Below are 22,948 nucleotides of genomic sequence, written 5' to 3'. Positions count from 1 at the left end.
GCGATGCCCGGCGACCGTTCCGCGACGGGTTACCAGAAGGTCAGCCGGTGTTCTGCAGGCCGGCGGCGACGCCGTTGACCGACAGCAGGAGCAGCGTGGACAGGCGTTCGCGCTCCTCCTCCGACAGCCCGTCGGCGGCGCGGAGCGTCGACAGGGCGCGGAGTTGCAGGTGGGAGAGCGCGTCCACGTAGGGGTCGCGGAGCTGGACCGCGCGCGACAGCACCTTGCGGTTCTCCAGCAGCCGGGTGTGGCCGGTGATCTCCAGCACCAGGCGGCGGGTGAGGTCGTACTCGCGCAGGACCTGCCTGACGAAGTCGTCCCGGCCGCCCAGCGCGAGGTAGCGGGCCGCGATCTCCCGGTCGGTCTTGGCCAGTGACATCTCCACGTTGTCCAGCAGTGAGGCGAACAGCGGCCACTCGCGGTAGGCGGCGCGCAGCTCGTCCAGGCCAGACTCGGAGATCACCGCTTCCAGGCCGCTGCCCAGGCCGTACCAGCCGGGCAGGTTGACCCGGGTCTGGGCCCAGGCGAAGACCCACGGGATGGCTCGCAGGTCGTCCAGGGAGCGGGGGGCGCCGAGTCCGCGCCGGGCGGGGCGGGAGCCGAGCCGGAGCGAGCCGATCTCCTCCAGCGGGCTGACCAGGGAGAACCATTCGGGGAAGCCGGGTGCCTCGGTCAGCGACCGGTAGGCCTTCTCCGAGGCGGAGGCGACCTGCTCGGCGACGGCGCGGAAGCGTCCGGCGGCCTCTGCCGTACGGGCCTCGATGGTCGGGGTGGAGGCGAGCAGCACCGCGGAGGTGACCTGCTCCATGTGGCGGCGGGCGATGGCGGCGTGGCCGTAGCGGGCGAAGATGACCTCGCCCTGCTCGGTGACCTTGAACCTGCCGCTGACCGAGCCCGGCGCCTGGGCGAGCACCGCCCGGTTGGCCGGCCCGCCGCCCCGGCCCAGGGCGCCGCCCCGGCCGTGGAACAGCGTCAGCCGTACGTCGTGCTCGGCGGCCCACCCGGCCAGCGCCTCCTGGGCCTCGTACAGCTTCAGGGTCGCGGCGGCCGGCCCGAGTTCCTTGGCGGAGTCGGAGTAGCCGAGCATGACCTCCAGGCGGCGGCCGTTCGCCGCGAGGCGGTGCTGGATGCCGGGGATCTCCAGCATCCCCGACAGCACTGTGGGGGCGTTGGCCAGGTCGTTGCCCGACTCGAACAGGGGGACCACGTCGAGCTGCGGGGCCTTGTCACCGAGCGCGTGTTCGGCCAGCGAGTAGACCGCGGCGATGTCGTCGGCCGAACGGGTGAAGGAGACGACGTAGCGGGAGCAGGCGGTCACGCCGTACCGCTCCTGGATCCAGCCGATCGTCCGGATGGTGGCCAGGACCTCGTCGGTGCGCTCTGAGGGCCGTCCTGCGGCGAGTTCGGCCAGGGCGGCGGCGTGGACCTGCGAGTGCTGGCGCACTTCCAGTTCGGCCAGGTGGAACCCGAACGTCTCCACCTGCCAGATCAGGTGCTGTAGCTCGCCGTACGCCTGTCGTCTGGCTCCGGCCGCGACCAGTGACGACTGGACGAGCCGCAGGTCGGCCAGGAGCTCCTCGGGGGAGCGGTAGGCCAGGTCGAGGCCGCGCTGCCGGGTGGCCAGGATGCGGGCGGTGACGAACAGCAGCCATTGGCGGTGCGGCTCCTGCGGGGAGCGTGTGGCCAGCTCCGAGACCAGGTCGGGGTAGTGGTTCTCGGCGGCGGCGAGCGCGGCCCGGAGCTCCGGCGAGGCGGGGGTGTATCCGGAGGCCACGGTGAGGGTGCGGCCGATCCGGTGGGTGGCGTTCTCCAGGGCGGTCAGCACGTGCTCGGTCTGGATGAGCACGGCGTCCCTGGTCACCTTGGCGGTGACGTTGGGGTTGCCGTCGCGGTCGCCGCCGATCCAGCTCCCGTAGCGGATGAAGGCGCGGGCCAGCGGCTCGCGGGTGCCGGTGCCCTCGCCGAGCGCGGCGTCCAGCGAGCGGTAGACCAGCGGGACCACCCGGAACAGGGTCTCGTCGAAGGCCGCCATGGCGGTGCGGACCTCGTCCAGCGGGTTGAGCTTGGTGGACCTGAGCTGTGAGGTCCGCCAGAGCAGGTCGATCTCCTCCAGCAGCCGGCGCCGGGTCTCCGCCCGTTCGGCGGCGCCCCGATCGGGGCTGTTGTAGGCGGCGAGCTGGCCGCTGATCCGCTGGATCGCGGTGACCACCGCGCGTCTGCGGGCCTCGGTCGGGTGCGCGGTCAGCACCGGGTGCAGCCGCAGCCCCTCCACCAGCTCGGTGACCCGTTCGCCGCCGAGTTCCTGCACGGCCTGTGCCAGGGACTCGGGCAGCGGCTCCTCGCCGGTGTCGCGGACCTGGAGCGTACGGATGCGGAAGTGCTCCTCGGCCAGGTTGACCAGGTGGAAGTAGCAGGTGAACGCCCGGGCGATGTGCACCGCCCGGTCGACGGGCCACTCGGCGACCAGCGCGGTGATCTCGTCGACCGAGACCTTTCCGCGACGGGCCGCGATGACGGCCTTGCGGAGACGTTCGACATCGGCGAGCAGGTCGTCACCGCCGTGCTCGGCGATCACCTGCCCCAGGAGCTCGCCGAGCAGGCGCACGTCCGCGCGCAGCTCGTCGGGCATCTCGGTGACCGCGGAAGAACGTTCTGCCTCATGATGCGCGATGGCGGACATGCTTGCCAGCGTAGTCAGTCCGTTTTCTCCGGCGGAGACCGGTCTCACCTATTGGACTAGACCATTCAGCCTGACCGGGAGATCGCGGCCAGGAGCTCGGGATACCGCCTGAACCCCAGGTCACCGGCGAGCCGGCGGCCGCCCCAGGAGATCAGCAGGCCGTACGGCACGGCCAGCACGCTGACCCAGGTGAGACCCAGGAGGACCGGCAGCGCGATCGGCAGCGCCAGCACGCCGCTACTGATCAACGCTCCGAAGGAGGCCAGGAAGGCGGCGCCGCCCTGCCCGGGAGCGGCGCCGGTGAAGGCGTTGAGCCGCTCGGGCACCGTGTACGGCAGGAGCACGCTCGTCAGGGCGCCCACGCCGAGCCCGACGCCGAGGATGCCCCAGGCTGTGAGCACGGCCGGGACCGCCCAGACCGGGTTCCCGGCGAGGATGGCGGCGACCACGGACACTACGGCCAGCAGCGGGGCCGCGATCGTCACGATGGCCAGGTGCCGCCCGGCGAGGTCGGTCCGCCAGTCCCTGCCGGTGCTGTAGGCCACGGAGTTCATCCACAGTGAGCGGCCGTCGATCCCGAAGGAGTTGGCCGACTGAAGAGCGATCATCATCCCGCCGATGCAGGCGGGGCCGACCGCCAGGGCGACGCCTCCCGCCCCGGTCCCGTTGCGGCTCAGGGAGAAGGCCATGATGCCGGTGACCGCGACGGCGGCGAACCAGCCGACCCGCCCCCGGGGGTCACGGCGGGCGTACTTGAGCTCCTTGGTGGCGATGGCGGCGAGCGGTCCGTCGGGCAGGAGCCGGGCGAGCAGGCCCTTGGAGTTGCGGACCGAGGCCCCCTCGGTGGAGGCGTCCGTGGAGACCAGCGTGCGGCGGAGCGCCACGATCCAGAGCCATCCCACCGCGGCGACCAGGGCGGCGAGCACGGCCAGCTCTGCGACCGCCACGAGGCCGCCGTCGGCGATGGCGTGCGCGGCCAGACCGGGCGGGGTCCAGCGCAGCACCGAGGCGACGCCGCGCAGGGTCGCGGCGGGGTCGGCCACGAGCTTGCCGTTGAGCAGCAGGTTGGGGAGCTGGGCCGCCAGGATGACCAGGATCGTCGAGACGGCGAGCACGTCCCGGCCCTTGCGAGTGCGCAGGATGCCGGACAGGGCCGTGGTGACCAGCCGCGAGGTGACGATGCAGAGCGCGAACTGCAGCAGCGCCGCGACGACGCCCAGCAGAAGGCCGCCGATGCCGGTGGCCAGGCCCACGACGGCCCCGGCCGTGATGACCAGCGTGGCGATCGGCCAGACGCCGGTGACCGAGGTGGCGAACATGCCGGCGGCGAGCTGGCCGGTCCGCAGCGGGAACAGCGACAGCCTGGACGGGTCCAGCGTGTCGTCCAGGCCGAACGCCAGCAGCGGGACGAACGCCCATCCCACGAGGAAGGCGGTGAACAGCACGATTCCGACGTCCGTCGCGATGTCGGCGGACGCGAACCGGAGCGCGGACGTCATCAGGAAGCCGGAGCCCGCGACGACGACCGCGGCGAGCACGGTGAAGATGAACCCGAGCAGGCGCCGGGCGCTGCCGCGCAGGTTTCCGGCGATCAGCCGGAGCTTGAGCCGGACGAAGACCCCCGGCCCCACCTTGGCGGGGCCGGCCTCGGGGTCCTGATCCGCCGCGCCGAGGACGGCCGTGTGGGGGTCGTGGCCTGCCGCGCTCATGCCGGGGTCGCGCCCAGCCATGGCAGGCCCTCCTCTCCGTTGTCGCCGCCGCCGACGCCGACCAGGCCGAGGAAGGCCTCGTTGAGGCTGCGTCCCGCGCGGACCTGGTCCAGTGGGCCCTGTGCGACGATCTGGCCGCGGTTCATCACCGAGACCCAGTCGCACAGGCGCTCGACGAGATCCATGACGTGGCTGGAGAAGACGACGGTCGAGCCGGAGGCGGTGTAGCGCCGGAGCACCTCGACCAGCGTGTTGGCGCTGACCGGGTCCACGCCCTCGAACGGCTCGTCGAGGAAGAGCACCTTGGGGTTGTGCAGCAGCGCGGCCGCCAGGCCGATCTTCTTGCGCATGCCGGTCGAGTAGTCAACGACGAGCTTGTCCGCCGACTCCATCAGGTCCATGACCTTCAGCAGTCCCTCGGCACGCTGCTCCACCTCGAGCCGGGGGATGCCCCGGAGCTGGCCGTTGTAGGAGAGCAGTTCCCGTCCGGACAGCCGCTCGAACAGGCGCAGTCCCTCGGGAAGCACGCCGATGCGGCTCTTTACGGGGATCGGGTCGCGCCAGACGTCGAGGCCGTCGATGTGGACGGTGCCGCCGTCGGGCCGGAGCAGGCCGGTGACCATGCTGAGCGTGGTGGTCTTACCGGCGCCGTTCGGGCCCACCAGGCCGGCGAAACTGCCCTGGGGAACGACGAGGTCGACGCCGGCCACGGCTGTCTGCCGGCCGAATCTCTTGAACAGCTGTCGTGTGCGTACCGCGTCAGCGATGTCCGTCATAGCCCCCACTTTGGCAGAATTTATGGTTTTGCGGATGAGGTCTCACCGCAGGCAACGAACGGCCGCCCCCGATAGTTCGCCTTTTCGGCAGACGGTTACCCTGCTGGAGATGGGCAGGAGCGAGCCTGACGCGGCAGGTGGAGCGAGGTGTCGGAAAGGGTGCGCCGGCCCCGCGGGACCGCGTGAGTGAACAGGAGTGGAACGACCCGATGAGCGCTGAACCGCTAGCCGCCGGGATTGACATTCACACCACGGCCGGCAAACTCGCCGACCTGGAGCGCCGCCTGGACGAGGCGGCCCACGCCGGCTCCGCGCGCGCGGTGGAGAAGCAGCACGCCAAGGGCAAGATGACCGCCAGGGAAAGGGTCCTCGCGTTCCTGGACGACGGCAGTTTCGTGGAGTTCGACGAGCTGGCCAGGCACCGGTCCACGAGTTTCGGCCTGGAGCGCGAGCGCCCGTACGGCGACGGCGTGGTGACCGGCCACGGCACGGTGGACGGCCGCCCGGTGGCGGTGTTCTCCCAGGATTTCACGGTGTTCGGCGGATCGCTGGGCGAGGTCTTCGGCGAGAAGATCGTCAAGGTCATGGACCACGCGCTGAAGACCGGCTGCCCGGTGGTCGGCATCAACGACTCCGGCGGGGCACGCATCCAGGAGGGCGTCGTCTCCCTGGGGCTGTACGCCGAGATCTTCAAGAGGAACGTGCACTCCTCCGGGGTGATCCCGCAGATCTCTCTGGTCATGGGCCCGTGCGCGGGCGGCGCGGTCTACTCTCCCGCGCTCACCGACTTCGTGCTGATGGTGTCGGAGAAGTCGCACATGTTCATCACCGGCCCCGACGTCATCAAGACGGTCACCGGCGAGGAGGTGACGTTCGAGGAGCTGGGCGGCGCCCGCACGCACAACTCCCGGTCGGGTGTCGCGCACTACGAGGCCGCCGACGAGGCCGACTGTCTGGAGTTCGCCAGGGCGCTGCTGTCCTATCTGCCCTCCAACAACCTGGACGAGGCTCCGGTTTTCGACATTGATCCGGTCCTTGCGACCACCGACGAGGACCGCGAGCTCGACACGTTGATCCCGGATTCGGCCAACCAGCCGTACAACATGCACACGGTGATCGAGCATGTCCTGGACGACGGCGAATTCCTGGAGGTGCACGCGCAATTCGCGCCCAACATCCTGGTGGGCTTCGGCCGGGTGGAGGGCCGTTCCGTGGGCATCGTGGCCAACCAGCCGACGAGTTTCGCGGGCACGCTGGACATCTCGGCCTCGGAGAAAGCCGCGAGATTCGTCCGGACGTGCGACGCGTTCAACATTCCGGTTCTGACATTCGTGGACGTGCCCGGCTTCCTGCCCGGCACCGACCAGGAATGGAACGGGATCATCCGCCGCGGCGCCAAACTGCTCTACGCCTACGCGGAGGCGACCGTTCCGCTGGTCACAGTGATCACCCGCAAGGCGTACGGCGGGGCCTACGACGTCATGGGCTCCAAGCACCTGGGCGCGGACATCAACCTGGCCTGGCCGACCGCGCAGATCGCGGTGATGGGCGCGCAGGGCGCGGTCAACATCCTCTACCGGCGTGAGCTCACCTCGGCCGGCGATCCCGACGCCGCGCGGGCCGGCTTCGTCACCGAGTACGAGGACACGCTCGCCAACCCGTATCTCGCCGCCGAACGCGGGTATGTGGACGGGGTGATCCGCCCGTCCGAGACCCGAGTCCAGATTGTCAGGGCGCTGCGAGCGCTGCGTAACAAGCGCGCGAGCCTGCCCCCGAAGAAGCATGGGAACATTCCGCTGTGACGCACCTGAGGATCGTCCATGGGGACGCGACGCCGGAGGAGATCGCCGCGCTGGTGATCGCACTGGCGTCGCGTGGGACTCCTGAGGCGAAAGCCGTCAGGAAATCCGAAAATTGGCGTAATCCTATACATCACATGCGAAAACCTCTTCCCTCTGGACAAGGCGCATGGAGATCAAGCGGCCTGCCGAGATAGATCCCAGGAACGGGGTGTCAAGTTGCACGAGAGTTGGGACTATCTAAGAAATGGGCGCATATAGTCAGCCGATCAGATAGTTCCGAGGCCTGGAGGACGACATGACCATCCTGGACCTCACCTCCCATCCCGTTGCCGCGAAGTACGCAGTCCTGGTGGACGTGGGGTATCTGTACGCGGCAGCGGGAGAAGTGCTTCTCGGTGCCAAAGAACGCAAGGAATACCGCGTCGCCGCCGACGAGCTCATCCAGGCGTTGCAGAAGCACGCGGAGGCCCGCATCCATGGCGAGCTGCTGAGGATCTACTGGTACGACGCCGCCCGCGACCGGGTGCCGACCGTGGACCAGCGCGTCATCGCCCAGCTTCCCTGGGTCAAGGTGCGCCTGGGCAACCTCAACGCGCGGGGCCAGCAGAAGGGCGTGGACGCGCAGATCAGAAGCGATCTGGAGGCGCTCGCCAGGCACCACGCGGTGAGCGACACGATCCTGCTCGCCGGGGACGAGGACATGGTCCCGGCCGTCGAGGCCGCCCAGGCCTACGGCGTGCGGATCCACCTGTGGGGTGTCGAACCGCCGTACGGCACCAACCAGGCCGAACGCCTGGTCTGGGAGTCCGACACCGTCGAGATCATCACCGCCGACTTCCTCCGTTCCTACTTCAGCCGCGCCCCCGTCCCGGTCCCCGTCCCCGTCACCCCGGTCGCCCCCTCTCCCGCCCAGGTCTTCGCCGCCCGCACCGCCGCCGCGGCCAAGCCGAAGGCACCCGCCGGTCAGGCCGCCAAGCTCGGCCCCAGCAGGCCCCGGGTCGAGGAGGTCGGCGAGCACGTGGCGCAGAAGTGGATCCTCACCCGCGGCCGGGACAACATCCGCGACCTGCTCCCCGGCCCGATCCTTCCCACGGTCATCGACACCGAGCTCCTCATCGAGGCGGAGAAGGAGCTCGGCCACTCCCTACGCCCCTACCCCGAGGCCCGGGTCTGGCTCCGGGACGGCTTCTGGGCCCGCGTCTACCGCGAGTTCGAGATCGGAGTCGGCGTCTCCTCCAAGTGACGGCTACCTGACGGTCATGTCCGATTCCCGCCAGCCGTAGGGACTGAGCTGCGGATAACGTCGTTGGTGTGTACGTGGAAGAGCTTGATTTCGACTCCTGTTACCGCGCGGTGTCCGCGAGAGACGCCCGGTTCGACGGGCGGTTCTACACGGCGGTCACCTCCACCCGCATCTACTGCCGGCCGATATGCCCGGCACGCACGCCCGCCTCCCGCAACGTGCGCTTCTACCGCCACGCCGCCGCCGCCGAGGCCGCCGGTTTCCGGCCCTGCAAGCGGTGCCGTCCGGAGCTCAGCCCCGGCGATCCCGGCTGGGACCACCGGGGTGACCTGATCGGCCGGTCGCTCCGGCTGATCGACGAGGGTGTGGCCGACGAGGGCGGGGTCGCGAAGCTGGCCGCGCGGCTGCACATCACCGAACGGCACCTGCACCGGCTGTTCACCACCGAGATCGGCGCCGGGCCGCTGGCCGTGGCCCGGACGAAGCGGCTGCTGCTGGCCAAGCAGTTGCTGACCGAGACCGGGCTGCCGATCACCGATGTGGCGTTCGCGTCGGGGTTCGGGAGCGTGCGGCAGTTCAACGCGACCATGAAGGAGACCTACGGCTTCACCCCCGGCGAGCTGCGGGCCACAGCGGGCCGGGCCGTCACCGACAGCTCGCTGACGCTCCGGCTCCACCGGCGCGAGCCGTACGAGGCGGAGACGCTGATGCGGTTCCTGGCGGCAAGAGCGATCCCCGGGCTGGAGCACGTCGACGAGACGGGCTACCGCCGCGCCGTCCCCGGCGGCACGGTCACCCTCACCCCGGACCCCGGCCATGTCCGGCTGGAGGTGAGCCTCGACGACACCCGCCACCTGGCCCGCGTCGTCGCCCGCTGCCGCCGCCTGCTCGATCTCGACGCCGACCCCGCGGCCATCGCCGACGCCCTCGGGGAGACGTCCCTGGCCCCGCTCGTCGCCGCCCGCCCCGGTCTGCGGGTCCCCGGAGCGTGGGACGGCTTCGAGGTGGCCGTCCGTGCCGTGGTCGGCCAGCAGATCTCCGTCGCCGGCGCCCGCACCATCCTCGGCCGCCTCACCGTCCGTGCCGGTCGCCCCACCGGCGCGGAGGGGTTCACCCACCTGTTCCCCACCGCCGCCGAACTCCTGGAAGCCGATATCGGCGGGCTCGGGCTGACCGGACGGCGAGTGGCCACGCTGAAGGCGCTGGCCGCGAAGGTGGCGGGCGAGGAGATCGACCTGGACGGGGCCCAGGAGCCGGGGGAGGCCGTGGCCGGGCTACTGGAGGTGCCGGGGATCGGACGGTGGACGGCCGGCTACATCGCGCTGCGGGCACTGCGTGACCCGGACGCGTGGCCCGAGGGAGACCTCGGGCTGCGGCGGGCCATGGCGTGCCTGGGCATCTCGGAGGAGCACATCGAGCGGTGGCGGCCCTGGCGGGCCTACGCCGCGCTACACCTATGGAGTGCGGAATGATCGAGGCACAGACACTGCCCACACCCACCGGCCCGCTGGCGCTGCTGGCGCACGAGGGGGTCGTCGTCGCAGCGGGCTTCACCGCCGACCCGCACGAGATGTTCGCCCGGCTCTCGCCCCGGCTCCAGGCACACGGGCTCGCCCGGGTGGAGGATCTGGGGCCGGCGGCGCAGGCCGTACGGGACTATCTGGACGGCGACCTGGCGGCCCTCGACAGGGTCGAGGTGGAGCAGCCGGGCACGCCCACCCGGCAGCGGCTCCTGACGGCGCTGCGGGAGGTCCCGGCGGGAACCACGATCAGCTACGCCGAGCTCGCCGAGCGGGCGGGGCTGCCGAGGACGGCGGCCCGGGCGGCGGGGTCGGCGTGCGCGCAGAACCTGATCGCGCCGTTCGTCCCGTGCCACCGCATCCTGCCGTCCACCGGCGGCTTCGGCGGCTACTACTACGGCACGCCGGTCAAACGCTGGCTGCTCACCCACGAGAAGGCCCTGGCCCCGGCCCTCGTGCCGTGATCGCTCACTTCGAGCCCCGGACGGTGCTCTGCACCTCGCCCACCTCGACGTCGCGGGTGGCGCTGACCTGGATGGGGTCGTAGACGACGGGCACCACGTTGTCCTGCACCCCGACGTTCCAGACGGAGGTGACGGTCAGCGTGTAGACGTCGCGGGACTGGTCGGCCGAAGCCCGCCGGTAGGTGACGCCGCAGGTGAACGTCCTGCCCTTGGCGTACGGCGTGCCGGCCGGCCCGCAGTCCTTCCTCACCTCGGCTCGGCCGCCGTCCGTCCCCGGGTCGATCGTGAGGTCGGCCAGGGTGGCGACCACGGTCGCGCTCATCACCCCGGGCAGCGTCGCGGTCACCGATCTGGTGGTCTCACCGGCATTGTCGAGCCAGACCCAGGTCGGCAGGTTGACGTAGCTCCTGGCATCGGGGTTGAGCTCGATCTTCGGCTCGGGCACGGTCAGCGCGGCGCGGGCGATGTCCACGAGGTCCTGAAGGGTGATCCCGCCGGGCGGGGTCGTGTTGGGCGGCACGAACACGTAGGTCTCCATCGCCAGCTGGCAGCTCAGGCCGTTGGGGTCGGACGAGTCGTGGGCGATCGTCCACCAGCGCCCCTCCTGGCCGATCTTCTCCACGAAAGGCTTGAGGGTCTCCGGGCGGGTCTTCAGGTCATCCGGGTCGACGTGCGTCGTCCTCTGCTTGAAGTCCAGCATCTCTTCGGCGTTCTGGGTGGGTTCGTACCAGCAGGGGCGCTTGAGCCGATAGCCGTCGCTCTTCCCCCCTCGGCCGTTCCCGCTGATGACGATCTGGGAGTTCTTCAGGCTGACCCCGGCGGTCCTTCCGTTCTGATAGCCCTGGACCTGGACGTCCTGACCGCCACCGCCGCCACCCGGCCCCGCCGGGGCGAGCAGCGTCAGCCCCGCAACAACCACGTTCATGATCATCGAAGACATCCCTTCGCGGGTTCACTGGGAAGTTCGGCGTGTTGGAGCAGCCTGATCCGCCAGATCCCGTCGTCGTCCCGCCGTAGGCCGACGAGCTGGAAGAAAGGTTCCCTGGTCCAGTCGGGCTGCGCGCGGACCGCCTTGCCGGTCTCCGAGTCCAGGAGCCGCATCCCCGTCTCGTCCACGCACGCGTGCAGCACGGCTCCGCGGCCGGTGACGGAGCTGACGTTCAGCGCATACAGCCGGGAGGTCCCGCGCACCGATCTGTGCTGCTTGAGGAACTCCCTCACCCACCGGCGCGCGTCCGTGCCCGCCTCGTCCTGGACCGCCTCCAGGTAGGCGGTGTCCTGTCCTCCGGTGACGACCGACTTGAACGATCCGGCGCGGTAGTCGCGGAAGGTGTTGATCATCCCGGTGGTGTCCTGGTCGGCCACGGCGGGCCACTCGACCACCACCCGGACGCCGGGGGCGACCCTGACCGTCTCCACCCTCGGACCCTTCTCCTCCTCCGGAGCGGCCCCGGCCTGCTGCGACACGCCCGGGTCGCCGGCCGGGAGGTCGGAAGGGGTGAACGGCCGGGGTTCCGGCGCGGAACAGCCCACCGGCACCAGCAGGGCCAGCGCGACCACCACGCGCGCGGTCGCGGGCCCCGGCCCCCTCGTCCCGCTCATGCCGACGGCGCCGATCGCATCCGCCACGAGGGCAGCAGCTCGTCGACGAGTGCCTCCGTCTCCGGGGCCATCCCGCCGTCGGCATGGCCCGGGCGGCGATGCAGAGCCTCGACCACGGCACGCATCCGGCCGGGGTCGCCGGTGAGGTGGGTGGCGCGCAGCAGGTCCCGCCAGAGTCCCTCGTCGTCACCCGCCAGCAGCAGTCCGGCCCGGACCGCCGCGACGGCCCCGGCGGCCTCGCTGCCGGCCAGCCGTACCTCGCAGAGCCGGTGGGCGGCGTCCGCGACCCCGGCGGTCACGTCGTACTCCAGGTCGTCGGCGGCCAGCCAGGCGTATCGGCCCGGCGGGCGGCCGTTCAGCATCGGGCCACGCACCAGGTTCAGGGCCTTCTCCAGAAGTACGGCACGGAGCGGAGCATCCACGTGCGACCGGCGGACGAAGTCGCGGAAGAGCATCCAGTCGGTCCTCACCTCGGGTCCGAGGCGGAGCCGTCCCGACTCGTCGGTGAAGAGGTTGGGCCGTCCGGTGCTGTCGGTGCCCAGCCACGCGACGACCCGGGCGATCGTGGCGTCCCTGACCACGGCCTGCACGCCCCTCGGCCAGAGGATGCCGCCGAGCACGACGGGGTGGACGCCGCCCGGGTGGGTCGCCAGGTAGACGACGAGCTCGACGGCGATCGCGGCCCGGCCCTCCTCCAGCGGCGGCGGGCCGGTGATCTCGACCGGACCGAGGATCCGCACCTCGATCGAGGGCGTCTGCGTGACCGGTTCCGGCTCGTCGGGCAGGGGCTCCCCGTCGAGCCGCCCCGCCGTGTCGAACAGGTCGATCAGGGCCCGGTAGTGGCGGCGGGGCAGGAGCTGCGCGGTCACCTCGAAGCCGAGCGCGTCCACGGTGGCACGGCCGTCCTCGGTGATCTTCCAGTTCCAGGTGGCGTGCGGGACGTCGCCCGCCACGACGTATCCGGCGGCCGTCCGGACGCCCTTCCTGGCGAGGACCGCGAGGCGGCGGCCCTCGTCGGCGGTCGGGGCGACCGCGGACAGCACGTAGTGCGGGGGCCAGATCGGGTCGGCGGCGCGGCCGTGGATCCGGCCGGTGAGCACGTCGCCCCCGTGGCCGCGCTCGCCGGCCGTGGCCTCCAGCTCGGGGAGGACCTCGGCCAGGCTGCCCGCGTAACGGATCCGGCCGGGGGCGATCACGCCCAGCTCCTCCCCGAAGCCGACAAGTGTGACGCGCATCCGGTCCGACCAGCGGTTGGTGGCCAGCTCCACCGCGAGCGCGGCGAGGGCGGGAGTGCTCTGGGCGCCCGTGAGGCTGATCAGCCCGTGGGCCGCCTCAAGATCGACGAGCACCCGTCCCCCCTCGTTGGAACCCAGCGAGACCAGGCCCGGGTACGGTGCGGGAGCCCCGGCGAGCGCCTGCTCGTCGAGCATGCGGCCCTCGTGGGCCGGCAACCGCCACACCTGGCCGTCGTCGTGGGCGGCCCAGGGGGCGGGGGCGTCGAGGTCGGGCGGGTGGATCCACAGGTCAAGGGTCCGCGAGGACAGGTGCGCGGCGTAGATCGTGGGCGGGACGCGGTTCTGGGCGGCCAGGGACCTGCCGAGGAGGCGCAGCCCGAGGTCCAGCATCCGGCTGCCCGGGGCGTCGGCACCAAGCCGGAGCGCCAGCTCGGCCTGGGCCGCGTCGTCCCTCGGCCGGACGATCCGGTGCCCGAACGCCCGGTACCACAGCTGCTGCCTGCGCCTGCGGCCGAGCGCCGCCAGCAGCCCGGCCGCCGCCAGCGAGGCCCCCGCCAGGTAGTCGAGCATCCCGAGCCCCGGGTCGTGCGCGGCGGGGTTGGCGACCACCGCCGGCTCACGCACGTTGCCGTCCCTCACCGGCTGGTGCCCGGTGGCCGTCTCCCGGGGAGATCGCCGCTCTGCGGGATCGGCGGTGCGGGAGACCTCCGGCCGGACCTCCACCGGGACGTCCGGCCGGCCGGGAGTGAAGTTCTGGGTCCGGCCGTCGAGCTCCACCGGCCTGCCCGGGTGGTCCTCGAGGGTGGCGTCGCGGGGCTGGGTGGCCGGGACGATGTGGACGTTCCTGGCGTCATCAGGCATGTCCAGAACCCAGCCCGGCCTGATCAGGTCGGCCATGTGGAGGCGGCTGCCGTCGGGCTGCTCCTTGTGCTGGTTGAGGCGGTAGATCTCCGGATAGCGCCGGCCGTCGCCGAGGCACTTGTCCGCGATCTCCCACAGACTCTCGTGGTGCCGCCCGTGCGGCGGCTGCACCACATAGACCTTCTTGGCCTTCCCCACCGGCACCAGCGGCGCCCGCTCCTCGGCGACCGGTGCGGAGAGCGCGACGGAGGCGACCGCGGGGCGGTCGGCCGGCGGGGCGCCCGCCCTCGCGATCGGCACGACGACCGCCGACACGGTGAACAGCAGCAGCACGGCGGAGACCAGCCGGTTGGCCAGCATCTGGGTGCCGCCGGAGAGCGGGACCCTGGCCGGCATGCCGACCCGGCGCAGCCCGGCGTAGATCTCGACGATCACGCAGACGGTCAGCTGCAACCACGCCAGCCAGACCAGCAGGACGAGGATCGCGACGATCGTGCCCGTGCCGACCTGGCTGGTCAGCAGGTCGAGGTCGAGCAGTTCGGGCGGGAGCGGCGGCCCGGCCAGCCGGAGCAGGGCATAGGGCACCCCGCCGAGGAGCGCAAGCAGCACGGTCAGCGCGCCGAGTCCGGCGAGCAGGTCACCCGCGCTACGTCTGGGCCTGATGCGCATGGGCTGTCGCGTGGGCATGTGTTTCCCTCCCCGTCCAGATTCGTCGTCCGTCATCCGCTCGGCCAGTGGTTCGCGGCAATTGGTCTAGGGCGTTCGGCATGCCCTTTCCCGCCCTCCGAGACCGCCCCGGCCGCCCCCGCCCATCAGCCGTCCTCCCCCGTGTCCGGACCGGCGGTGGCCTCGGCCTCCATCGCGGAGCCGGGGAAGCCGAAGGCGGCGAGGAAGAACGCCTTCCACGCCACCGAGACCCGTACGGTGACCTCGGCCTGGCCCCCGCCGGCCGTGCACTGGACGAGCTGGACCTCGTCGGTGCTGTGGGCGGAGACGAGTTCCCCGGCCTTGGCACAGACGGCGCCCTCGTCCAGCAGCCGGGCCTGGCCGGTGGCGCGCAGGTGCTCGACGTCGATCTGGTCGGCGGCCGACCGGGCCGCCTGCTCGGCGATGTCGGCTGCCCGCAGCCGGGCGTTGATGGCGGCCCCGCCGTCGACCAGGAGCCCAGCCAGCAGGAAGACCGCCACTGAGAAGATCACCGTGAAGACCGACATCGATCCCCGCTCACCGGCCGCCCGGCGTCCGTGCCCCCGGTTCCGGGCAGGGCCCGTCACCCTTCCGGTCCCCCGGGGAGTTTGGAAGGTCGCTGCCCTGCCGCCGGGGTTCACCAGAACCTCCCGAGGATGCCCCGGCCTTCAGGCCGGGGAGGAATCGGGAGCGGGAGGGCCGCCAAGGCCCGAGCGTGCCCTAACCGGTCAGTCATTTCGATCGGCTTCTTTCTGAGTCGTGTAGCCGTAGCCATCCGCGCGCTGAAGATGGCGGACATGCCGGTGGTTGATCCCGGCGACGCGACCGTGCCGGGTGGTGATGTCGAACGAACCGGAGGAGCGGACCAGGACTCGCCCGAGGTGAACCCCGGCCTTCTTGCCTGCCGGGACGTTCGCCCGGACCAGGTCGCCGGTCTGGAAACCGTGGTGCAGCTTGATCCGTGGCCGGACAAGACGGGGGAACCCGTAGCGGTCGGGGGTGGTGCGGGCGTAGGCGCCGCGCCCGGTCGCCGTGACCACCAGGACCGTGGACGGCCAGACGGTCACGGTCTCCAGTTCGCCGACGTGCAACGCGTCCAACGTGTGCGACTTGGCGGCGCCGGTACGGGAGCGGTTCCACTTCGTGCGGCCGCCGGAGGCGGGGTGAACGGGCAGGCCGGTCGCCTCCAGGGCCCGCCACAGCGCCCACCGGGTGGCGTTGACGGCGGCGGCGTCGCGCAGCGGAGCCTTCGCCTGCTGGAGGATCTTCGACAGCAGCGCGGGCCTGCCCGTGAGGAACTCCTCGATCGGGGTGGCGTTCTTGGTCTGGTTACACGGGATGCAGGCCAGGGTGAGGTTGTTGATCCGGTCGGAGCCACCCCGGGAACGCGGGTGGATGTGATCAATATTCAACGGCACGTCCTGCTGGCCGCAGTACGCGCACGCCCGGCCCCACGTGGCCAGCAGGTATTCGCGCACCTCGCACCCGTGCAGGGTGCCCTGCTGGTATTCCACTCCTTCCAGCGGTCGCCCGGCTGACAGGGCGTGCGTGTCGAAGGAGAGCTTCTCCACGTGCACGGCGGCCACGGGCGCCCAACGGGTCAGCCGCGCCACCCACGACACGGTGCCGTCGACGCGGTGTTGCAGGGACGGCGCGAGCCACCCCTTCGGCTTGGTCCGGTTGAGGAACCGGGGCGCGCGGTAGCGCAGGTTCGCGCTACGGCGTCGCCGTCGATACTGCGAGCGGGCGGTGAGCTGGTCGCGGATCAGTGCGCCTCGGTGGTCGAGCTGGATCGCATACCGTCCGGCCCAGCTCCCGCCGTGGCTGGTGAACACGGCCAGGCCGGTGTGCTTGGAGCCGGGGTCGATACCGACCTGCACGCCTGCCACGGTGGAATCGGCAACCGACCGGTCTTTGAGACGGATGACGAACGGGGTGTGACGGGCCACGACCGCCCGCCCGGCTGCCAGCAGGCGGCGGGCACGGGCCGGGTGACACGGTTGCAGCGGGGTGCCGTGCCTGTCCAGGACAAACACGACGGGGTGAACCTCACGGTTCGCTCCCTCCGGCGCCGAAGCGCCCTCGGGGTGACGCCGAGCAGACCGGGTGCCGGTCCGCTCGATCTCCCCTCGCCCAGGTTGAACACCAGATACCGCCTGGCGGCGGTGTCCGTGAGCCGTTTCGTGCCCACCCTCGGGCGTGTCTGCTCCCACGGATTCCAGAGCGGCAGGCTGAGGAAGCACCTGCCGGTGGGTCTGCGATCTTGTATTCAACGTAGCCATCAAAATGCACCTCCTTGAGCTGACGGCTAGGGCTGGTCAACGCGGGGCTTCAAGGTGCGTTACCGCGCCTCAAGCCCCCTCCCTTCAGGAGGGGGTCGTTGACTCGACCCTCCGGTACTGCTCCAGCGGGACCACCGCGTCACCCTTGACGTCCTTGGCCGCGCCGAAGCCGAGGAAGTCCAGGTTCAGGGAACAGATCACCTCGGCCCGGACCTGGCCGCCCTCCTTCCACTGGGAACCGGCCAGACTCACCTCGGGCTCGCACTCACCCGACAGCGACTCCTTCGCCGCGTCGTCGGCGGCGGCCTCGGCGTCGGCCAGCGTGCGCTCGACCGAGGCGGCTCTGGCCGCGTCCCTGGCCGCGCCGTTGACCTCGCCCTGGGCCTCCACCACCCGGCCCGCGCCGACCAGGAAGAGCAGGAACAGCAGGAAGACCGGGGCCAGCAGCACCGTCTCCGCCGTCAGCGATCCTCGTTCGCCACCGCGCCGCGGGCGTCCGCGTTCACATCCGCGGGAGAGGACCGTGCGGGTCACGGGCATCCCTCGCTCCCGTCGTCGGGGCGGAAGCACTCGATCGGCCCGCCGAACCGCGAGGTGATGGTGAACGTCGTGGAGGGCAGCAGCGGGACCACCTGGACCGCCGTGGCGGTGATCTCGACGCCCCGCCGGCCGCCCTCCTCCCAGGCCGTGACGGTCGCGCCGTCGAGGAGCTTCGGGCCGACGGCCTTGAGCACCGCGTCTGCCCGCTCCCTGGCGTCGCTCTCCCAGGAGTCGGTGTCGATCCGGGCGAGCCGGGCCCCTTCCCGGGCGGCGGCGTCGGCCACCTGGCGCCCGTGGAACCACAGGGCGAACTGCACGACGAGCAGGATGACGGCCAGCACCACCGGCATGATCATCGCTAACTCGATGGCGGCGGCGCCCCGCTCCCGGTCACGGCTCTCAGCCGTCACCCTGGCCGCCTCCGCCGCCGAACTGGGTGGAGATCTCGTTCTGCTTCCCCTCGACCAGCGTTTTGATGAGCGTGGCGAGACCGAGCGCGACCCCGGCGATGATGGCCGTGATGATGACCCACTCCACGGCGGAGGCACCCCGGGTGGGAGCGTTGCGGGCCTTGTCGATCCGTACGTTCAGGAGGGCGGTCGTGTAGACGATCCACGGATGGCTCAGCATGGTCAGGACCCCAACATCTTCATAGCGGCGGGAAAACTAAGAAAGATCACGAACCCCGCGCAGAGCAGGAGCTGGGCGACGAGCATCGACTGGGACCGCTCACCCGCCTGTCCCTCCACCTCTGCGAGCTCACGCCGCCGCAGGGTCGCGGCGCGGGCCGTGAGGGACGCGCGGACCTTGGCGCCGTCGTCGGCGACCAGCCCGAGCGCGGCGGACAGGTCGCGCAGCTCGTCCACGTTGATCTCGTCGCCGAGCTGCCCGAGAGCCTGCCACGGGGTGATGCCGACGATCCTGGCGTTGCCGAGCGCCTCGCGGATCCGGGTCATCGCCCAGTTGACCCCCTCGTCGCCGGCGTCCGGGGTGCCCACCGAGACCGCCATCATCAGTGCCTCCGGCACTCCGCGCCCGCCCGCCAGGTTCATCGCGACCAGGTCCAGGAAGGCCCCGACGACATGCCGGAAGTCACGGCGCATCCGGGAGGCGTCCCGTCTGATCTGCAGGTCGGGCAGGACGAAGAAGACTCCGGCGACGGCGAGGGCGGCCCACAGCGGGATGGCGAGCGAGATGCCCAGCTCCATCAGCACCAGCCAGCCGACCAGCAGCGGGAACGCCAGCAGCCCGGAGACGGCCAGCAGCGCCTTGGTGGCCAGGAACCCCTCGAACGACCTGCCGAGCAGGGCCAGGTCCGCCTTGGCCGAGCGGGCCTCCCACCCGCGGGCCGCGTAGAAGCGCGCCAGCCGTACGCCCAGCCTCCGCCGGAAGGCGCTGACCTCCTCGTCGGGCAGGATGAGCTGCATGCGCGGGGCGGCCGTGCCCTCCCTGGCCGCGTCGAGCGCCAGCAGCCGCGTCACCAGCCCCGGCCGGGCCGGGAACAGCGCCCGGATCAGCAGGAACAGGCCCAGTCCGAGCACCGATCCCGCGAGCAGTGGTTCAGTCATCGGGCACCTCGCCTCCGGAGGGCAGGCCCAGCAGGCGGGCGGGCTTGTCGAAGCGGGCCAGACGGCGCATCCAGGCGAAGCCGGCACCGAAGAACCCGGCGACCACCACGAGGACGGCCTGGCCGAGGGTGCTGTCGTACTCCTCGACGTAGGAGGGGTTGAACACGACCAGCGCGACGGCGAAGGCGACGGCCGTACCGACCACGATCTGCACGCTGCGCCGGGTGGAGCGGCGCTCGGCCTCGACCCGGCGGCGCATGTCGAGCTCCTCCCTGGCCGAGACGGCAAGCGCGCCGAGCACCTCGCGCAGGCCGGGACCGCGCAGCTTGGAGTTGAGGATCAGCGCGGCCACGACCAGGTCGGCCGAGGGGTCGTCGAGCTCCTCGGCGAACAGCCGGAGCGCGTCGGGCAGCGGCATCCGGGTGTGCAGGCGGTCCACCAGCGCGAGCAGGTGCGGGCGGAGCATGGGGGCCGCGGCCCGGATCGAGGACGGGATCGCCTGTTCCAGGCCCGCGGCTCCGGCGATGGTGTCGCGGAGCGACTCGGTCCAGGCGGCCAGCCCCTCCAGCCGCCGCATCGCCGTGCGCTCCTCGGCCGCGCCACCCGACAGGCCCCGCCATCCCAGGGCGAGGAGCACGGCTCCCACCGCCATGACCGGCCAGCCGGTCACCACCAGCACGAGCACACCGGCGATGGCGCCCGCCGCGGACCGGGTGGACAGGGCCCGGATGAGCTCCCGCCTGCCGGCTTTCTTCCCGGCGGTGGCGGGACGGGGGCGCGTGCCGTACAGGGCGAGGCCGAGCAGGAACAGCCCCGCGCCGACCGCCGCTCCGGCCAGCAGCGTCAGCGGGTCGAGCAGCCCGGGCGGGATGGGGATCATGTCCGGCCTCCCGAGGGGTGACCGGGACGGGCGTACGGCCCGGGCGGGACGCGGATCATGCCCAGCCTCCCGGGTCGTAGCCGTGGTGGGCGAGCTCCTCCAGGCAGGACAGGGGGGCGTGCGGCAGCACCCGGCCGTCGGGCGACAGCGCGAACACCTCCGAGGAGAGCACCCGGCCGTCCACCCCCGCCACCTCGCGCACGCTCGACACGAAGCGACGGAGCCGCCCGCCCGCGGCGTACTCGTTGCGCTTCTCGATGAAGACCACGAAGTCGATCGCGCCCGCGATGAGCATGTGGGTCGCCTCGATCGGCAGGCGTTCGGCGGCCTGGAGGGCGTAGGTGGCGATCCGGTTGAAGACCTCCATCGAGGAGTTGGCGTGGATGGTGGAGAGCGAGCCGTCGTTGCCCTGGGTCATCGCGTTGAGCATGGTGACGATCTCGTCGCCGAGCACCTCGCCGACGATCACCCGGGACGGGTTCATCCGCAGCGACCGGCGGACCAGCTCCGCCATGGTGATCTCGCCCTGGCCCTCGGAGTTGGGCAGCCGCTGCTCGAAGGCCACCACGTTGGGGTGGAGCTCGGAGAACTGGTCGAGGCCGAGTTCAAGCGCGCGTTCCACGGTGATCAACCGCTCGGACGGCGGGATCTCGTTGGCCAGCGCGCGCAGCAGGGTCGTCTTCCCCGCGTTGGTGGAGCCCGAGATCATGATGTTCTTCCTGGCCGCCACCGCGGCCGAGAGGAAACGGCCCACCTCGGGGGTCAGCGTGCCGTTTCCCACCAGGTCGCTGAGGAAGACCTTGCCCAGCCGGGAGCGGCGGATGGAGATGGACGGGCGGACCGTCACGTCCATCACCGCCGAGAGGCGGGAGCCGTCCGGCAGACGCAGGTCAAGCTGGGGGTTGGCGGTGTCGAAGGGCCTGCTGGACAGGCCGCTGTAGGCGGCGAGGATCTGTATCAGCTCGACCAGCTCGTCGTCGGACTCGGCCACCGGCTCGCGCATGATCTCCTGCCCGTCGGCGTAGCCGACGAAGACCCGGTCGCAGCCGTTGATGTCGATGTTCTCGACCTCGGGGTCGTCCAGCAGCGGCTGCAGGCGCCCGACGCCGAACAGCGCCGCGTGGATCCCGGCGGCGAGTGCCTCCTCCTCCTCGGCCGTGGGCGGGGTACGGCCGACGCCGATCTCGCCGCGCGCGAACTCCTCCAGGACCTGTGCGATCAGCGCGCGGGCGAACTGCCGCTCGTCCTCGCCGGTCATCGGCACCAGGCCGCTGGCCTGGTCCAGGCGGCGCTGATGGGCCAGCCGGTCGCCGACCTCCTGCCGGAAACGCTTCACCAGCGTGTGATCGATGGTCATGCGGCGGGCTCCGGGGCACGGACCTGGGCCGCCAGGCGGCCCGCGAGCTCGCGGGCGGTACGGATCAGCAGGGAGCGGTCAAGACGCCCGCCCCACTGGCCGCGCAGCAGCTCCGCGCCCTTGGGGTCGTGGGCGAGCCCGCTGACGAAGGCGACCTCCCTGCCCGTGGCGGCGACGATCCGGCGGACCTCGTCGATCGTCACGCGGTACTGCCGGGGGTCGGCGATCACCACCACCCCGACCTGCGGGGTCCGGGGCATGATCTGCAGACGCTCCCGCAGGTGGGCGACATGGTCCAGGCTCGCCCTGGTGAACAGCACGACCATCGCGGCCTCGGCCGTCAGCTCGGCCAGCTCGGGGTGCGCGCCGAGCCGGCCGCAGTCGGCCAGCACGTCGGCGTGGGGCAGTGCGGCCAGCGCCCGGCCGAGCGGGCCCCAGAGCCAGGTGAGCCCGGCGGCCTGCTCACCGTGGGTCAGCCCGGCCAGCACGTCGAGACCCCCGACGATCCTCTGGGTGTGCTCGTGGATCTGGTCGGGATGCAGTCCGCGACGGGCCATGGCGCCCAGGGTGAGCAGGCCGCGGGCCGGGTTGAGCACGCCGCCGTCGTCGCCGGGGAGGCGGTAGGCGATGTCCCCTCCGGCCGGGTCGCACTCGGCGAGCAGCACCGGGCGCGGCCAGATCGCGCCGAGTGCGGTGGCCGCCGTGGTCACACCCGGCGCCCCCTTGTCCGCGGCCAGCACGATGAGAGCCACGTCAGCGCGCTCCCGGCAGTTTGGCCAGGGCGATCTCACCGTTGGAGGCGTAGGCGGCGATCGTCGGCGACACCGTGGCGTCCACGATGACCGTCACCTGTCCGGACGAGCCGTTCCTTCCCGGAGCCCCGACGCTGTGGACGAGCGCGGCCTGTGCGAGCACGCGGCTCTGCGCGTCGGCCGTGCCGCCCCGCCCCGGCACGTGGATGACCTGGACCCGGTCCCCCTGCACGAGGGCCGAGGGGAACTGGCCGGGTTTGAGGGCAAGGCCCACCTGTGCCTTGCCCGGGCCCAGCTCCGCGCTGGAGGAGACGACCATCTCGCGGGTCAGCAGGGTTCCGGGCAGCAGGGTGACGCGGGCGTAGTTCTCCGCGACGCGGGGACGGTCGGCATAGGACACGTAGCCGATGCCGGTGTCGGCGATCTGGACCTCGCGCATCGCGGCCAGGGAGATGCGCTGGCCGGTGCCGACCTGCTGGGTGATCTCGATCGCGGAGACCCGGTCTCCGCTCCGCATGACCAGCAGGGTGGTGGCGAGCGCGCCGCCCAGGATGAGCAGCAGGGCAAGGGCCGCGAGCGCGGGCCTGCGCTCGCGCGGGGGGACGGGGAGCTTGCGCGACGCCGGTCCTGAAAGAGCGCCCGCCGAGCCTTGCCGCTCGGCGTTCACCGGTGGACGGCCCGCTGGCTTCTCGCTGGTCCTCATGGGCAGGGGGTCTCCCAGAGTGATCACAAATATAGGGACTACTGGTTGAATTTACGCCATTATGCGCACCGTGCCGATGAACTGCCGGACAAAAGCCAGGACCCATGCTCGTTTGATAGGAACAGGTCTGTCAACGTCGATCGGAAAGAAACTGGCGGTTCGGCTAGATGACAGATGACTTATCCGGATGATAAGGGCCTAGATTAAATCGCATAACAACCCCACCGATATTTACATACGTCATCTAAATCCTTCGGAGAGCCGGCCGGAATCATCTCCGAGGGGGC

General features: G+C 71.4%; 21 protein-coding genes. 5 read left to right on the top strand and 16 right to left on the bottom strand.

All coding sequences use genetic code 11. The features are described 5' to 3' along the window. Nucleotides 1-40: 40 nt before the first annotated feature. From ACIN94_RS18195 to ACIN94_RS18185, 3 genes are all read right to left on the bottom strand, one after another. Nucleotides 41-2,680: a phosphoenolpyruvate carboxylase gene (locus tag ACIN94_RS18195; RefSeq protein WP_400707097.1), complete on the bottom strand. Its 2,640-nt coding sequence runs from the start codon at nucleotides 2,678-2,680 to the stop codon at nucleotides 41-43. A 65-nt stretch (nucleotides 2,681-2,745) separates the two neighbouring features. Then, on the bottom strand, nucleotides 2,746-4,410 hold the full coding sequence (locus ACIN94_RS18190; RefSeq protein ID WP_400707094.1) for a hypothetical protein: 1,665 nt from the start codon (nucleotides 4,408-4,410) through the stop codon (nucleotides 2,746-2,748). Beyond that, nucleotides 4,386-5,165 (bottom strand): ABC transporter ATP-binding protein, encoded by a 780-nt coding sequence (locus ACIN94_RS18185; protein ID WP_400707091.1) that lies wholly within the window; start codon nucleotides 5,163-5,165, stop codon nucleotides 4,386-4,388. Before ACIN94_RS18185 ends, ACIN94_RS18190 begins: the two co-directional genes overlap by 25 nt. A gap of 209 nt (nucleotides 5,166-5,374) precedes the next feature. Here ACIN94_RS18185 and ACIN94_RS18180 point away from each other — a divergent pair, with 209 nt between their 5' ends. From ACIN94_RS18180 to ACIN94_RS18160, 5 genes are all read left to right on the top strand, one after another. Beyond that, a complete protein-coding gene (locus ACIN94_RS18180) occupies nucleotides 5,375-6,967 on the top strand; it encodes an acyl-CoA carboxylase subunit beta (protein ID WP_400707088.1) in 1,593 nt (530 codons plus the stop codon). Next, the gene (locus tag ACIN94_RS18175; protein ID WP_400707085.1) at nucleotides 6,964-7,161 is read left to right on the top strand and encodes an acyl-CoA carboxylase subunit epsilon; all 198 of its coding nucleotides are present in this window, start codon (nucleotides 6,964-6,966) and stop codon (nucleotides 7,159-7,161) included. The genes ACIN94_RS18180 and ACIN94_RS18175 overlap by 4 nt, the downstream gene beginning before the upstream one ends. A 101-nt stretch (nucleotides 7,162-7,262) precedes the next feature. Further along, nucleotides 7,263-8,210: an NYN domain-containing protein gene (locus ACIN94_RS18170; RefSeq protein ID WP_400707082.1), complete on the top strand. Its 948-nt coding sequence runs from the start codon at nucleotides 7,263-7,265 to the stop codon at nucleotides 8,208-8,210. A 68-nt stretch (nucleotides 8,211-8,278) separates the two neighbouring features. After that, on the top strand, nucleotides 8,279-9,682 hold the full coding sequence (locus tag ACIN94_RS18165) for an AlkA N-terminal domain-containing protein (RefSeq protein ID WP_400707079.1): 1,404 nt from the start codon (nucleotides 8,279-8,281) through the stop codon (nucleotides 9,680-9,682). Then, entirely contained in the window at nucleotides 9,679-10,194 is a 516-nt protein-coding gene (locus ACIN94_RS18160; protein WP_400707076.1) for a methylated-DNA--[protein]-cysteine S-methyltransferase, read from the top strand. The genes ACIN94_RS18165 and ACIN94_RS18160 overlap by 4 nt, the downstream gene beginning before the upstream one ends. A gap of 4 nt (nucleotides 10,195-10,198) precedes the next feature. Here the strand turns inward: ACIN94_RS18160 and ACIN94_RS18155 are convergent, their stop codons facing one another. The 13 genes from ACIN94_RS18155 to ACIN94_RS18095 all read right to left on the bottom strand — a co-directional run bounded on the left by ACIN94_RS18155 (nucleotide 10,199) and on the right by ACIN94_RS18095 (nucleotide 22,661). Further along, nucleotides 10,199-11,119, bottom strand: a complete 921-nt coding sequence (locus tag ACIN94_RS18155) for a hypothetical protein (RefSeq protein WP_400707073.1) — start codon at nucleotides 11,117-11,119, stop codon at nucleotides 10,199-10,201. 2 nt (nucleotides 11,120-11,121) lie between these two features. Further along, nucleotides 11,122-11,823 carry a hypothetical protein gene (locus ACIN94_RS18150; RefSeq protein ID WP_400707070.1) on the bottom strand — a complete coding sequence of 234 codons (702 nt, stop codon included), beginning with the start codon at nucleotides 11,821-11,823 and terminating at the stop codon, nucleotides 11,122-11,124. Then, a complete protein-coding gene (locus ACIN94_RS18145; RefSeq protein WP_400707067.1) occupies nucleotides 11,793-14,579 on the bottom strand; it encodes a hypothetical protein in 2,787 nt (928 codons plus the stop codon). Before ACIN94_RS18145 ends, ACIN94_RS18150 begins: the two co-directional genes overlap by 31 nt. A 125-nt stretch (nucleotides 14,580-14,704) precedes the next feature. Then, entirely contained in the window at nucleotides 14,705-15,166 is a 462-nt protein-coding gene (locus ACIN94_RS18140) for a TadE/TadG family type IV pilus assembly protein (RefSeq protein ID WP_400707064.1), read from the bottom strand. Between the two features lie 141 nt (nucleotides 15,167-15,307). Then, nucleotides 15,308-16,615 carry an RNA-guided endonuclease IscB gene (gene iscB / locus ACIN94_RS18135; protein ID WP_400707061.1) on the bottom strand — a complete coding sequence of 436 codons (1,308 nt, stop codon included), beginning with the start codon at nucleotides 16,613-16,615 and terminating at the stop codon, nucleotides 15,308-15,310. A 330-nt stretch (nucleotides 16,616-16,945) separates the two neighbouring features. Next, nucleotides 16,946-17,401, bottom strand: a complete 456-nt coding sequence (locus ACIN94_RS18130) for a TadE/TadG family type IV pilus assembly protein (protein ID WP_400707058.1) — start codon at nucleotides 17,399-17,401, stop codon at nucleotides 16,946-16,948. Beyond that, nucleotides 17,392-17,811 (bottom strand): TadE/TadG family type IV pilus assembly protein, encoded by a 420-nt coding sequence (locus tag ACIN94_RS18125; protein WP_400707056.1) that lies wholly within the window; start codon nucleotides 17,809-17,811, stop codon nucleotides 17,392-17,394. Before ACIN94_RS18125 ends, ACIN94_RS18130 begins: the two co-directional genes overlap by 10 nt. Beyond that, nucleotides 17,801-18,031: a Flp family type IVb pilin gene (locus ACIN94_RS18120; protein ID WP_400707053.1), complete on the bottom strand. Its 231-nt coding sequence runs from the start codon at nucleotides 18,029-18,031 to the stop codon at nucleotides 17,801-17,803. The genes ACIN94_RS18125 and ACIN94_RS18120 overlap by 11 nt, the downstream gene beginning before the upstream one ends. Before the next feature lie 2 nt (nucleotides 18,032-18,033). Then, complete coding sequence (locus ACIN94_RS18115) at nucleotides 18,034-18,969, bottom strand: type II secretion system F family protein (RefSeq protein WP_400707050.1); 936 nt, start codon at nucleotides 18,967-18,969, stop codon at nucleotides 18,034-18,036. Continuing rightward, nucleotides 18,962-19,849, bottom strand: a complete 888-nt coding sequence (locus ACIN94_RS18110; protein WP_400707047.1) for a type II secretion system F family protein — start codon at nucleotides 19,847-19,849, stop codon at nucleotides 18,962-18,964. Before ACIN94_RS18110 ends, ACIN94_RS18115 begins: the two co-directional genes overlap by 8 nt. Before the next feature lie 55 nt (nucleotides 19,850-19,904). Continuing rightward, nucleotides 19,905-21,206 (bottom strand): CpaF family protein, encoded by a 1,302-nt coding sequence (locus ACIN94_RS18105; RefSeq protein ID WP_400707044.1) that lies wholly within the window; start codon nucleotides 21,204-21,206, stop codon nucleotides 19,905-19,907. Continuing rightward, complete coding sequence (locus tag ACIN94_RS18100) at nucleotides 21,203-21,958, bottom strand: hypothetical protein (protein ID WP_400707041.1); 756 nt, start codon at nucleotides 21,956-21,958, stop codon at nucleotides 21,203-21,205. The genes ACIN94_RS18105 and ACIN94_RS18100 overlap by 4 nt, the downstream gene beginning before the upstream one ends. Nucleotide 21,959: 1 nt before the next feature. After that, the gene (locus tag ACIN94_RS18095; protein WP_400707038.1) at nucleotides 21,960-22,661 is read right to left on the bottom strand and encodes a hypothetical protein; all 702 of its coding nucleotides are present in this window, start codon (nucleotides 22,659-22,661) and stop codon (nucleotides 21,960-21,962) included. Nucleotides 22,662-22,948: the final 287 nt, after the last annotated feature.

It is taken from the genome of Streptosporangium sp. NPDC087985 (genome assembly GCF_044741965.1).
Lineage (GTDB): Bacteria > Actinomycetota > Actinomycetes > Streptosporangiales > Streptosporangiaceae > Streptosporangium.
Note: the sequence above shows the minus strand (reverse complement) of the source record. Positions and strands in the feature narration are given on the sequence as shown.

Coding starts and splice junctions, on each gene's coding strand:
- ACIN94_RS18170 (WP_400707082.1), top strand. CDS start 7,263: ATGACCATCCTGGACCTCACCTCCCATCCCGTTGCCGCGAAGTACGCA.
- ACIN94_RS18195 (WP_400707097.1), bottom strand. CDS start 2,680: ATGTCCGCCATCGCGCATCATGAGGCAGAACGTTCTTCCGCGGTCACC.
- ACIN94_RS18105 (WP_400707044.1), bottom strand. CDS start 21,206: ATGACCATCGATCACACGCTGGTGAAGCGTTTCCGGCAGGAGGTCGGC.
- ACIN94_RS18115 (WP_400707050.1), bottom strand. CDS start 18,969: ATGACTGAACCACTGCTCGCGGGATCGGTGCTCGGACTGGGCCTGTTC.
- ACIN94_RS18095 (WP_400707038.1), bottom strand. CDS start 22,661: ATGAGGACCAGCGAGAAGCCAGCGGGCCGTCCACCGGTGAACGCCGAG.
- ACIN94_RS18160 (WP_400707076.1), top strand. CDS start 9,679: ATGATCGAGGCACAGACACTGCCCACACCCACCGGCCCGCTGGCGCTG.
- ACIN94_RS18130 (WP_400707058.1), bottom strand. CDS start 17,401: ATGCCCGTGACCCGCACGGTCCTCTCCCGCGGATGTGAACGCGGACGC.
- ACIN94_RS18185 (WP_400707091.1), bottom strand. CDS start 5,165: ATGACGGACATCGCTGACGCGGTACGCACACGACAGCTGTTCAAGAGA.
- ACIN94_RS18155 (WP_400707073.1), bottom strand. CDS start 11,119: ATGAACGTGGTTGTTGCGGGGCTGACGCTGCTCGCCCCGGCGGGGCCG.
- ACIN94_RS18190 (WP_400707094.1), bottom strand. CDS start 4,410: ATGGCTGGGCGCGACCCCGGCATGAGCGCGGCAGGCCACGACCCCCAC.
- ACIN94_RS18120 (WP_400707053.1), bottom strand. CDS start 18,031: ATGCTGAGCCATCCGTGGATCGTCTACACGACCGCCCTCCTGAACGTA.
- ACIN94_RS18110 (WP_400707047.1), bottom strand. CDS start 19,849: ATGATCCCCATCCCGCCCGGGCTGCTCGACCCGCTGACGCTGCTGGCC.
- ACIN94_RS18180 (WP_400707088.1), top strand. CDS start 5,375: ATGAGCGCTGAACCGCTAGCCGCCGGGATTGACATTCACACCACGGCC.
- ACIN94_RS18145 (WP_400707067.1), bottom strand. CDS start 14,579: ATGCCCACGCGACAGCCCATGCGCATCAGGCCCAGACGTAGCGCGGGT.